The sequence below is a fragment of the Flavonifractor sp. An112 genome (assembly GCF_904377885.1).
GTDB classification, from domain to species: Bacteria; Bacillota; Clostridia; order Oscillospirales; family Oscillospiraceae; genus Flavonifractor; species Flavonifractor avicola.
The window spans coordinates 1-12,643 of the sequence record NZ_CAJFGT010000025.1 but is presented as its reverse complement, the minus strand read 5'-3'; the positions used below and the strand labels follow the sequence as shown (position 1 = coordinate 12,643).

The following is a 12,643-nucleotide window of genomic DNA, read 5'->3' as shown; positions in this document are numbered from 1 at the left end:
ATCCCCTGCCGGTTCTCCGGCAGGGGATTTTTTATGCCATAAACGTGCCCGCCCCGGAGCCTTCCGGAGCGGGCACGTTTTGCTTTGTTCGTTTGGAGTTTGCTTGGATTACTGATGGATAGCGGTACCAGTCTTGCCGGCCACGCCGTCCTTGGCCTTCTCCAGCAGGGTGATGAGGGCGGAGCGGCCGGGAGCGCTCTCAGCGAACTCCACAGCGGCCTGCACCTTGGGCAGCATGGAGCCGGGAGCGAAGTGACCCTCAGCGATGTACTTGCGGGCCTCGTCGGGAGTGAGGGAGTCCAGCCACTGCTCGTTGGGCTTGCCAAAGTTGATGGCCACCTTCTCCACGGCGGTGAGGATGATAAGGGTGTCGGCCTCCACCTGCTGAGCCAGCACGCAGGAGGCGAAGTCCTTGTCGATAACGGCAGCAGCACCCTTCAGGTGGTGACCCTCGGTCTTGTAGACGGGGATACCGCCGCCGCCGCAGGCCACCACCACCAGGCCGGCAGCCACCATGTCACGGATGGACTGGATCTCAATGATGGACTGGGGCTTGGGAGAAGCCACCACACGGCGATAGCCACGGCCGGCGTCCTCGATGACATTGTAGCCGCGCTCGGCCACCATCTTGTCGGCCTCTTCCTTGGTCATGAAGGCGCCGATGGGCTTGGTGGGATTCTGGAAAGCCTTGTCCTCGGGGTCCACCTCAACCTGGGTCAGCACGGTAGCCACGCCCTTGTTGATGCCGCGGTCCAGCAGCTCCTCACGCAGAGCGTTCTGCAGATCGTAGCCGATGTAGCCCTGGCTCATGGCCACGCACACGGACAGGGGGCAGGGGATATACTTCTCGGGGTCGGAACGGGTCAGCTCGGTCATGGCCTTCTGGATCATGCCAACCTGGGGACCGTTGCCGTGGGCAATGATAACCTCATGGCCCTCCTGGATCAGGTCCACGATGGCCCTGGCGGTCTGCTTCACGGCGATCATCTGCTCAGGAAGATTGTTGCCCAGAGCATTGCCGCCCAGGGCGATCACGATACGCTTGCCCATGTTAAAACACCTCATAATCAAAAATTTATGCTAGGGTCCAGGCGGCGGCAATGCTCACCGCGCCTCTGGCGCGCACAAGCGTTTTGCCCCAAGCAAAACCTTGGCGCAGGCGGAATTCATTTCCGCGGAGCAAGTTTAAATCTTGAGGGGTCCCCAGGGCAGCTCGCTGCTCTGGGGAAATTGCCGCCCAGGGCGATCACGATACGCTTGCCCATGTTAAACACCTCAATATTCGTAAAATAGCGGGGCCCGTCCGCACAGATACAGGCAGGTTGACCTATGCGGACGGGCCTTTAAAAGGAAGGGGAAGGAAAAATGGAAGTCAGATATGGATCAGAATCTTACTTCTGGAACCAACGGGCGATGCCGCGCTCCTCCAGGGCCTTCAGAGTGGCCTGGGGATCCTTAACCTTAGCCAGGAAGATCATAGCGGCGATGATGTAGGGCTTGTAGGAAGCCTCCTTGTACAGAGGATCACGATAGCGATCGAACACGGAAGCCTCGACCTCGCCGTCCTTGCAGGACACGTCGTTGATGTCGGCGGGCAGGCAGTGCATATACAGAGCCTTGCCGTCCTTGGTGGTCTTCATCAGCTCCTCGGTGCAGCACCAATCCTTGTGGTTGGCGTTCTGAGCCAGCAGCTCCTTCTCCAGAGCCTTGATGCCGTCGGTGTCGCCCTCGGCGTACAGGTTGGTGCGCTTCTCCATGGCGGCGAAGGGAGCCCAGCTCTTGGGATACACGATGTCGGCATCCTTGAAGGCCTCAGCCATGCTGTTGGTCTTGGTGAAGGTGCCGCCGGACTTCTCGGCGTTCTTCTTGGCGACCTCCTCGACCTCGGGCATAACCTCGTATCCCTCGGGGTGAGCCAGGACGACGTCCATGCCGAAGCGGCTCATCAGGCCGATGATGCCCTGGGGCACGGAGAGGGGCTTGCCGTAAGAGGGGCTGTAAGCCCAGGTCATGGCGATCTTCTTGCCCTTCAGGTTCTCAACGCCGCCGAAGTGATGGATGATGTGCAGCATATCGGCCATAGCCTGGGTGGGGTGGTCGATGTCGCACTGCAGGTTGACCAGGGTGGGCTTCTGCTCCAGAACGCCGTCCTTGTGGCCCTGGGTCACGGCCTCAACCACTTCCTTCTGATAGGTGTGGCCCTTGCCGATGTACATATCGTCGCGGATGCCAATGACGTCGGCCATGAAGGAGATCATGTTAGCGGTCTCGCGGACGGTCTCGCCGTGAGCGATCTGGCTCTTGCCCTCGTCCAGGTCCTGAACCTCCAGGCCCAGCAGGTTACAAGCGGAAGCGAAGGAGAAACGGGTACGGGTGGAGTTGTCGCGGAACAGGGAGATGCCCAGGCCGGACTCAAAGATCTTGGTGGAGATGTTGTTCTCACGCATATAGCGCAGAGCGTCGGCCACGGTGAAGACGGCCTCGATCTCGTCGTCGGTCTTGTCCCAGGTCAGGAAGAAATCGCCCTCGTACATCTCCTTGAAGTTCAGGGCATTCAGCTTGTCGATATACATCTGCAGAGTCTTGTCCATTGCAATCGATCTCCTTTTCAATATTTAGTCGGTTGGTGGATGGATACGGGTCTCATATCCGCAGGGGCGGCTTGCGCCGCCCCATATGGCCTATGTCAGCGCTTCTTACTTAATGTCGTTGTTGGTCTTGCCGGCGCGGAACTGGGTCACGTCAGCGGTCTTGTTCTCCTCCTTGTACAGGCCGGGCACGGCAGCGTACAGGGCGGCGCAGGAAACCAGGTCCTGCTTCCAGGTGATCTCGTTGGGGGCGTGAGCCTGAGACTCAGCACCGGGGCCGAAGCCCACGCAGGGGATGCCGTAGCGGCCCTGGATGGCAACGCCGTTGGTGGAGAAGGTCCACTTGTCGATCAGAGGACGGTGACGCAGGTGCATGGCGCCGTCGGGCCCGATGCGCTCCTCGCCGAACAGGGCGTGGTGGGCGTCGGCCAGAGCCTGAACGTGAGCGGCGTTCTCCTTGTTGATCCAGGTGGGGAAGTAAGCCTCGGTCTCGTACACCTCGCCGGTCCAGGAGGGACGGTCGTACATATACATGGAGACCTTCACGTCGTCGCCGTACTTCTTCACGTTGGGCAGGTTGCGGATCTCCTCCAGGCAGGAATCCCAGGTCTCGCCGGCGGTCATACGGCGGTCGATGGAGATGGAGCAGGAGTCAGCCACAGCGCAGCGGCTGGGAGAGGTGTAGAAGATCTGGGAGGTGGTGCAGGTGCCGCGGCCCAGGAAGCGGGCGTCCTCGTAGTGATCGGGGTTGTACTTGGGGTTGAGCATCTTCACGAGGCCCTTGATCTCGGTGGAGTCGGCGTCGTCGTTCTCGTTGAGGGCGCGCACATCCTGGAGAATGTCAGCCATCTTGTAGATAGCGTTGTCGCCGCGCTCGGGAGCGGAGCCGTGGCAGGAAACACCCTTCACGTCCACGCGGATCTCCATACGGCCGCGGTGACCACGGTAGATGCCGCCGTCGGTGGGCTCGGTGGAAACCACGAACTCAACCTGCTCCTTCTTGATGCCCTTGGCGGGGAAGAACTTGTTGACGATGTACTGCCAGCACATACCGTCGCAGTCCTCTTCCTGCACGGAGCCCACAACCATGATCTTGTAGCCGTCGGGGATCAGGCCCAGATCCTTCATGATCTTGGCGCCGTAGGTAGCGGAAGCCATGCCGCCCTCCTGGTCGGAACCGCCGCGGCCATAGATGACCTCGTCATCCTCGTAGCCCTCGTAGGGATCGTGGGTCCAGTTGTTGATGTTGCCGATGCCCACGGTGTCGATGTGGGAGTCGAAGGCGATGATCTTGTCGCCCTTGCCCATCCAGCCAATGATGTTGCCCAGGCCGTCCACCTCGACCTCATCGTAGCCCAGCTTCTCCATCTCGGCCTTGATGCAGGCGACAACTTCCTTCTCCTCGCAGCTCTCGCTGGGGTGGGAGATCATGGCCCGCAGGAAACGGGTCATATCAGCCTTGTAAGCTTCGGCAGCAGCTTTGATCTTCTCAAAATCCATGGTAATGACCTCCATTTTCAATTTATTTCACGGTTTCATCGGGACATTTCCCGGTCAGCACAAACTTAGTAAGGCTTCTGGGGGGTATCGATGGTGGGATACTCGCCGTCCCAGATCACCCGACGGAACTTCAGGGGATCGGTGTTGCCCTCGGTGGAGAACATGAGCACCTGGCTGAAGCGGTTGAGCTCCAGAGCGTCACGCAGCTCCTTGTAGGTGTCGTCGCACATGATGGCGTCCAGCACGCCCATACCCACGGCACCGGACTCGCCGGAGATCACGGTGGGATCGCCCTTGACAGGCACGCCCAGCATACGCATACCCTTGGCGCTCACCCAGTCGGGGCAGGAAATGAAGGCGGAAACATGGTTGCGGAGGATATCCCAGGAGATGGTGTTGGGCTCGCCGCAGGCCAGACCGGCCATGATGGTCTGGAGGTCGCCGGTGACGATGCGGGGCTTGCCGTCGTTGGCCAGAGCACCCTGATAGAGGCAGTCAGCAGCGCGGGCTTCCATCACCACGAACTTGGGAGGATCGTTGGGGAACAGGTTGGTGAAGTAGCCCACCACAGCGCCGGCCAGAGAGCCCACGCCGGCCTGCACGAACACGTGAGTGGGGCGGTTCACGCCGCACTGACGGAGCTGATCGGCAGCCTCGTTGGCCATGGTGCCGTAGCCCTGCATGATCCAGGAGGGGATCTCCTCGTAGCCGTCCCAAGCGGTGTCCTGCACGATGACGCCGTGCTCGGTCTGCTCAGCCTCGGCGGCGGCCATACGCACGCAGTCGTCGTAGTTGACTTCCTCGATGGTGACCTTGGCGCCCTCCTTGGCGATGTTGTCAAAGCGGGACTTGGCACTGCCCTTGGGCATATGTACCACAGCCTTCTGGCCCAGCTTGTTAGCAGCCCAGGCCACGCCGCGGCCGTGGTTGCCGTCGGTGGCGGTGAAGAAGGTGGCCTGGCCGAACTCCTTGCGGAAGGCCTCGCTGGTCAGGTAGTCGTAGGTCATCTCGGAAACGTCCCGGCCCATCTCCTTGGCAATGTACTTAGCCATGGCGAAGGAACCGCCCAGCACCTTAAAGGCGTTGAGGCCGAAGCGGTAGGACTCATCCTTCACATACACGCCGCCCAGGCCCAGGTACTTGGCCATGCCCTCCAGCTGAGCCAGGGGGGTGATGGAGTACTGGGGGAAGGAGCTGTGGAAGAAGCGGGCCTTGGCCACGTTGGACAGGGACATGACGTCCAGCTGCTTGTCGTCGCTCTTCGGCATTTTATTGAGGACCCATTTGAGCTGGTCTTTCATCGAACACTCGCCTCCAAATTTTCTTTGCGCACTCGCAAACTTTCTTTTGTTTTCTGAGACCATCATACCACTTGTTTTCCAGTTGTCAAGAGGAAATCAGAAAAAAATATTGAGATACTAAAAATTTTTTTGGTGACGTCTCAAACCCTCTGGTTTCAGTGGGTTTTCCCCCCTCCCCTCTTCCCGGTCAGAGCAAAAAAGGAGGCCTCAGAGCGGTGGTTTTTCCACCGCTGATCTGAGGCCCCCTGGAAGGTCTTTGGGCGGCCTCCGTGACTGGGTAACTGGGTATGAGCGTTGCTTACTTTTTGTAGTAGGTCTTTTCCATGGGCAGGCTGGTACGCAGGATGTGATCCTTGGCGTAATAGGCGCCCTGGACAGCCGGTGCAGTGGGGATGGTGGCGATCTCACCGATGCCCTTGGCGCCGTAGGCGAAGGGCAGCAGCTCGTCCTTCTCCACATAGATGGCGTGGATATCGGGGATCTGGTTGGACCGCATCAGGCCCAGAGTACCGTACTTGACCTGGGGCACACAGTCCTTCAGGGGGAAGTCCTCGGTGAGGGCGTATCCCAGACCCATGAGCACGCCGCCCTCGATCTGACCCTGGATGGAGGTGGGGTTGACCACCTTGCCGGAGTCGTGGGCTGCGTAGACTTCCTTGACCTGGCCTTCGTCGTCCAGGATGACCACATGGGTGGCAAAGCCGTAGGCCACATGGCTCTTGGGATTGGGCTTGTCGGAGCCCAGCTTGTCGGTGGGATCGAAGAACTCGGCGAAGTACTCCTTCCCTTCCAGCTTGGACAGGTCGCCGTTCACCTCGTCCATATCCTTCTTCAGATCCACGGCGGCCATACGCACGGCCTCGCCGGTAATCAGGGTCTGACGGGAGCCGGAGGTAGTGCCGGAGTCGGGAGCCACTTCAGAGTTGGCACCCATGTTCCGCAGCAGCAGCCGGGGCAGCCCGGTGGTCTGGGAGAGAACCTGGAGGAAGACGGTGGCGCAGCCCTGGCCGATGTCGGAGGCGGCGGCATACAGCTCCACCATGCCGTCACGCACCACCAGCTTGCAGCGGCCCTTGTCGGGCAGGCCCACGCCCACGCCGGCGTTCTTCATGGCACAGGCGATGCCCGCGTGATCCATGTTGGCCTCGTACACGTCCTTGACCGCCAGCAGGGTCTCCTTCAGAGCGGTGGAGCAGTCGGCGATCTGGCCGTTGGGCAGCACCTTGCCGGGCTCAATGGCGTTGCGGTAGCGGATCTCCCAGGGGGAGATGCCTACCTTCTCGGCCAGCAGGTTGATGTTGGACTCCAGGGCAAACTCGCTCTGGCACACGCCGAAGCCACGGAAGGCACCGGCGGGAGGATTGTTGGTATAGTAGCCGAAGCCACGGATGTCGGTATTCTGGTAGCAGTAGGGGCCCACGGAGTGGGTGCAGGCACGCTCCAGCACGGGGCCGCACAGGGAGGCATAGGCGCCGGTGTCGAAGTAGATCTCGCAGTCCAGGCCGGTAAAGATGCCGTTCTCATCGCAGCCCAGGGTGAAGGTACCCTCCATATAGTGGCGCTTGGGGTGGAAGTTGATGGACTCCTGCCGGGTGAACTTCACCTTCACCGGCTTCTGGACCTTCAGGGCCGCCAGCACCGCCAGGTGCTGCACGGACACGTCCTCCTTGCCGCCGAAGCCGCCGCCCACGAACTTGTTCTCCACCACGATGCGGTCGGGCTCCCAGCCCAGCATGATGGAGATCTCCTTCCGGGTGTCGTACACGCCCTGGTCGGAGGTGTACACCTTCACGCCGTCCTTGTAGGGGAAGGCCACGGCGCACTCGGGCTCCAGGAAGGCGTGCTCGGTGAAGGGAGTCTTGTAGCTCTGGGTCACCACATACTTGGAGTTGGCCAGGGCGGTCTTGGCGTCGCCACGGGTCACGTGACGCTGCTGGCACAGGTTGCCGTTGGGGTGGAGCTTGGGCGCATTCTCGGCCATGGCCTCCTGGATGGAGCGCACCGGCTCCAGCTGCTCGTAGCTGATCTTCACCAGCTTCTTGGCCTGGGCCAGGGTCTTCTCATCCTCGGCAATCACCAGGCAGATGGCGTCGCCCACACAGCGGGTGATATCGCCCTTGGCGATGAACACATCCCAGTCCTGCTGGATGTGGCCCACCTTGTTGTTGGGCACGTCCTCAGCGGTGAGGACAGCCAGCACGCCGGGCAGCTCCAGGGCCTTGGAGGCGTCAATGTCCAGCACCTTTGCTCTGGGATACTGGGAGCGGACTGCGGAGGCGTGAACCATGCCCTCCATCTCGATGTCGTCACAGTAGGCACCGCTGCCCAGCACCTTGCCCCGCACGTCGGTGCGGAAGGCCCGGTCGCCCACGCCGTAGATGTCGCCCTTCTCCAGCTCGGGGTCGATCTTCTCCTCCCCCCGAAGGATGGCGGCGGTGAGGGCGATGCCCTCAATGATCTTTTTGTAGCCGGTACACCGGCAGATGTTGCCCCGGATGGCCTTCTTGATGTCGGCCTCAGAGGGGTTGGGATTCTGGTCGATGAGGGCCTTACCCGCCATCACCATGCCGGGGATACAGAAGCCGCACTGGACGGCGCCCACCTTGCCGAAGGCGTACACAAAGGCCTCCTGCTCGTCGTGGGACAGGCCCTCTACGGTGAGGATGGTCTTACCCACCGCCTTCTTGGTAGTGAGGACACAGGACTTGACGGCCTTGCCGTCCACTACGATGGTACAGGTGCCGCAGGCGCCTTCGCTGCACCCGTCCTTGACGGAATAGAGGTGCAGATCGTCGCGCAGATAGCGCAGCAGGGGCTTATCCTCCTCGGTGGTACGGAGGACGCCGTTTACGGTAAAAGAATAGCTCATCTGTGGTCCCTCTTTCCTATGCAAAGTCAGCCACGGTAAAGACGCCGTCAGCGTCCACAATGACGCCCCGGGGGCACTTTACCGCGCACATTCCGCAGGAGATGCAGCGCTCCGGATCGATGACCGCGTGGTTGTCCACCATGGTAATGGCGGCCGCCGGACAGTTGCGCTCGCACATACGGCAGGTGATGCAGCTGACGTCGCAGGCATTCCGGGCCACGGGGCCGGCATCCTGATTGGAGCAGCGGGGCACGATGGTGGTGTCCGCGTCCACCAGACGGATCAGGCCCTGGGGACAGGCCTCCACGCACAGGCCGCAGCCCACACAGGCCTCCCGGTCCACCACGGCGGCGCCGTGGACACCGATGTGGATGGCGTCCAGACGGCAGGCCTCCACGCAGCTGCCCAGGCCCAGGCACCCCTGAGCGCACTCCAGCACTCCGTCGGCAAAGGCCTGCTTGGCCATGGTGCAGTCCAGGTAGGACAGGTCTGCCTCTCCCCGGCGCTTGGCCCGGCTGCCGCCGGCGCAGTATACCATGGCGATACGATTGTTTTGAGTCGGTGCCATGTTGGGTTCCTCCTTACACAGGGCGAGCTCCAGGGATTCCCGCCCGGTCAGTATTCCATCGTCCAATCCACCTATCCCCCACGCGCACGCAAAGCCTCAGTCAACACTGAGGCGATGCGCGCTGCCGTGGGGGGTGGCAGTGGAACCGATTTACACTTTTACTTCAGCAGATAGCTGTAGCTGTCGTACACAGCGCAGATCAGCTTGCGCAGGGGCTCGTACAGACCGCAGCCGGCGTCGGCCACATCGTACTCCTTGACCTGGCCGCCCAAACGGACCCGGGTCTTGGTGCCCTCCAGCTTCAGGAAGCCCTCGTTCTCGCTGTTGACGAAGTCCTCCTCGCTCCAGAACAGGGTGAACTTATCCTTGTAAGGACGGCTGTCGTAGGGGCAGAAGGTACCGCAGTTGCCGCACTCGTTACACATACCATCCACGTGGATGATCTGGCGCATCCGCATACCAGGCACGGCGATGGCCACGTTGGCACGGTTGGGGCACACCTCGGTGCAGGTCTCGCACACGGTGGCGCAGCCCAGGCAGCGGATCTCGTCGCAGCTGCTGCAATCGGTGCAGACGTCGCCGCGCTTGGCCAGAGGCTTCTGGTAGTCGGGGTTGACGTTCTTGTCCACATAGACGTTCACGTCGAAGTCCTGAATGGCGCGGGCGGCCTTGGTAGCGCCGGCAATGGCCTCCACCACGGTGCCGGGGCCCTTCTGGCCGTCGCCGATGACGTAGACGTTCTTCACGGAGGACTCCAGGGTATCGGCGTTGACCACAGCCTTGCCGCGGTTATCCACTTCCAGGCCGTTGGCGGTGTACAGCTCGGTGTCCACCTTCTCGCCCACGGCGGTGATGACGGTGCAGGCGGGGACCTCAACCACCTTGCCGGTGTCCACGGGGGACCGGCGGCCGGAGGCGTCGGGAGCACCCAGCTCCATCTGGTGGCAGGTGAGCACGCCGTCCTTCACACCCACGGGAGCCAGCAGCTCGCAGAACTCCACGCCGTCCTCCAGAGCCAGCTCCAGCTCCTCCTGATCGGCGGGCATATAGCGCTTGGTACGGCGGTAGACCAGGGAGACCTTCTCCACGCCGGGGATGCGCTTGGCGGCCCGGGCAGCGTCCATAGCGGTGTTGCCGCCGCCGATGACCACCACGTTCTTGCCCAGATCCAGGCTCTCGGGGGCCTTCTTGGCCTTCTCCAGGAACTCGATGACGTTCATTTCCTCGCCGTACTCCATGCCGGCGCTGCCCTTGTGCCAGGCGCCGGTGGCCAGGATGACCTGGGTGTAGCCCTTGTCGAAGAGGTCCTGCACGCTCTTGACCTCGGTATTCAGCTCCACCTTCACGCCCATGGCGTTCATCAGCTTGACGTCGTTGTCGATGGCTTCGTCGCTGATACGGAAGGCAGGGATCACGTGACGGACGATGCCGCCCAGGGAGTCCTTGCGCTCAAAGATGGTCACGTCCACACCGGAGCGGCCCAGGAAGTAGGCGGCGGACATACCGGCGGGGCCGCCGCCGATGACGGCAACCTTTTTGCCAGCCACGGGAGCAGCGGGCTTCAGCTTGGGCAGCAGGGCCTCAAAGCCGCTCTCGGCAGCCTTCAGCTTCTGGGTGCGGATGTACACGCTCTCGTCATAGGCGTTGCGCATACACTTGTCCTGGCAGCGGTGAGAGCAGATGGTGCCGGTGATGAAGGGCAGAGCATTGCGATGGGTGATGATCTGGAGGGCCTCCTCGTACTTGCCCTCGTTGACCTTCATCAGGTAGGCAGGGATATCCTGCTCAATGGGGCAGCCGTTGCGGCAGGGCGCCTCGAAGCAGTCGATGAGAGGCACCTTCTTATCCATCTTGCGGCTGGGGATGGGCTTCATGGGCTTCTGGTAGTGGACGTCGGTGACAAACTCCTTCACCAGAGCGTCGGCCTTGGCCACGTCCACGCCGGTCCAGGGCTCGTAGCTGATGTCCATCAGCTCCTTGCCGATCTGGCTGAAGCGCTGATAGCCGCCGGGCTTCAGGACGGTGGTAGCCATAGTGATGGGCCAGATACCGGCCTCAAACAGCTTCTTGATGGAGTGGATGTCGGCGCCGCCGGAGTAAGAGATACGCAGCTTGCCCTTGAACTCCTTGGACAGCATCCCGGCCAGGGACAGGGAGAGGGGGTACAGGGAGCGGCCGGACATATACATCTCCTCGCTGGGCAGCTCGCCGGCCTTCACGTCCACGGGGAAGGTGTTGGTGATCTTCACGCCGAACTCCAGGCCCCGCTCGCCGGTGAGCTTCATCAGGCGGTGGAACATGGGGATGGCGTCCTCCCACTGCAGGTCCTCCAGGAAGTGGTGGTCGTCAAAGGCGATGTAGTCAAAGCCCAGACCGTCCAGGGTCTTGCGGGCGAACTCATAGCCCAGCAGCGTGGGGTTGCACTTAATATAGGTGTTCAGGTTCTTCTCGGTGATGAGGTAGGTGGCGATGCGCTCGATCTCATCGGGGGGGCAGCCGTGGAGGGTGGACTCGGTGATGGAGTCGGACACCTTGGGGGAGATGGCCTTCACATAGGCCTCATCCACGTTCTGGAACTTATCCAGGTTAGCCAGAGCCCAGTCCATGCACTCCTTCCAAACCTCGGTCTGGGAGGCGTCCATCATGCCGTTGATGTACTTGTCCACCTTCTCGCTCTTGATGCCGGCCAGGTCGTAGCCCACGCTCATGTTGAACACGAAGCCGTTGGGATCGCCCAGCTCCAGCTCCTTGGCCAGCAGCTTGCAGGCGAACCAGGCCTTGACGTACTCGGCGAAAGCCTGGGGCACATACAGCTCGGTGGACCACTCGCAGTTGTAGCACTCGTCGGCGGCGGTGATGCAGGGCTTGTTGACGCACTTGCTCAGCTCGTCGCCGTCCATGACCTGAACGGTCTTGACCTCAAAGAAGCGGCTGCCGGCGGCGTAGGCGGCGATGATGTTCTGGGCCAGCTGAGTGTGGGGGCCGGCGGCGGGGCCGTAGGGAGACTCGATCTTCTCCTCAAAGATGGGCAGGGTCTTGCCGTTGGTGTGCTTGACCAGCTTGGACACGCCGAAGATGGAACCCTGGCTCTTGTACTCGCTGAGGATCCAGTTCATCAGGTGGGCAAAAGGCATGGGACGCATAATATCGCTCATAATCAAAACCTCCAGTTATCGTTATAACTCGGAATTACATTTTGTTTTCAGTTTTTGGGGGATTTCTCAGTAAGTGCAGTGGTTCAGCTCGCCCCACAGCTTCTTGGACTGCTCCATGCACCAGGCGTTGATCTTGTCCTCGTCAATGCCCACGAACTCGCGGTCCTTGTACAGCACCTTGCCGTTGATGATGGTGGTGCGGCAGTTCTTGCCCATCATGCCGAAGAGCATATGCCCGTCGATGTTGGCGTCGGAGAAGGGGGTGAAGGGCTTGTAGTCCATCACGATCACGTCGGCGGCGGCGCCGGGCTTCAGCACGCCCAGAGGCTTCTTGAAGTAGCGGGAGCAGATCTTGGCGTTGTTCTGGAAGAGCATCCCGGTGGCCTCGCACCAGCCCACGTTGGGCTGACAGACGTTGTGGCGCTGCATGGGCAGCAGAACCTTCAGGCTCTCCAGCATATCGTGGGTGTAGGCGTCGGTGCCCAGGCCGATGAGGATGCCCCGGTTGTACAGCTGCAGCACGGGGGAGCAGCCCACGGCGTTGCCCATGTTGGACTCGGGGTTGTGGCAGACCATGGTGTTGGTCTCCTTGATGATGTCCATCTCGGCGGGAGAGACGTGGATGCAGTGGCCCAGCATGGTCTTTTCGCCCAGGATGCCGT

8 protein-coding genes are annotated in these 12,643 nt (G+C 61.4%); all 8 read right to left on the bottom strand.

Going from position 1 to position 12,643, the window contains the following annotated elements; genetic code table 11:
• Positions 1 to 108: 108 nt before the first annotated feature.
• Complete coding sequence (arcC, locus tag IHN22_RS05420) at positions 109 to 1,050, bottom strand: carbamate kinase (RefSeq protein ID WP_191433980.1); 942 nt, start codon at positions 1,048 to 1,050, stop codon at positions 109 to 111.
• Positions 1,051 to 1,391: 341 nt separating this feature from the next.
• Positions 1,392 to 2,591 carry a knotted carbamoyltransferase YgeW gene (gene ygeW, locus IHN22_RS05415; RefSeq protein ID WP_087187816.1) on the bottom strand — a complete coding sequence of 400 codons (1,200 nt, stop codon included), beginning with the start codon at positions 2,589 to 2,591 and terminating at the stop codon, positions 1,392 to 1,394.
• Positions 2,592 to 2,696: 105 nt separating this feature from the next.
• Positions 2,697 to 4,088 carry a YgeY family selenium metabolism-linked hydrolase gene (locus IHN22_RS05410; protein ID WP_191433978.1) on the bottom strand — a complete coding sequence of 464 codons (1,392 nt, stop codon included), beginning with the start codon at positions 4,086 to 4,088 and terminating at the stop codon, positions 2,697 to 2,699.
• A 65-nt stretch (positions 4,089 to 4,153) separates the two neighbouring features.
• Positions 4,154 to 5,389, bottom strand: a complete 1,236-nt coding sequence (dpaL, locus tag IHN22_RS05405) for a diaminopropionate ammonia-lyase (RefSeq protein WP_087187814.1) — start codon at positions 5,387 to 5,389, stop codon at positions 4,154 to 4,156.
• Positions 5,390 to 5,687: 298 nt separating this feature from the next.
• Positions 5,688 to 8,258, bottom strand: a complete 2,571-nt coding sequence (gene xdh / locus IHN22_RS05400) for a selenium-dependent xanthine dehydrogenase (RefSeq protein ID WP_191433976.1) — start codon at positions 8,256 to 8,258, stop codon at positions 5,688 to 5,690.
• Positions 8,259 to 8,274: 16 nt separating this feature from the next.
• Entirely contained in the window at positions 8,275 to 8,826 is a 552-nt protein-coding gene (locus tag IHN22_RS05395; protein WP_191433974.1) for a 4Fe-4S binding protein, read from the bottom strand.
• Between the two features lie 158 nt (positions 8,827 to 8,984).
• Positions 8,985 to 11,981, bottom strand: coding sequence for a putative selenate reductase subunit YgfK (gene ygfK, locus IHN22_RS05390; protein WP_191433973.1), 2,997 nt, complete (start codon positions 11,979 to 11,981; stop codon positions 8,985 to 8,987).
• Positions 11,982 to 12,047: 66 nt separating this feature from the next.
• A partial coding sequence (locus tag IHN22_RS05385) for an amidohydrolase family protein (RefSeq protein ID WP_191433971.1) occupies positions 12,048 to 12,643 on the bottom strand: 596 nt, incomplete at its 5' end.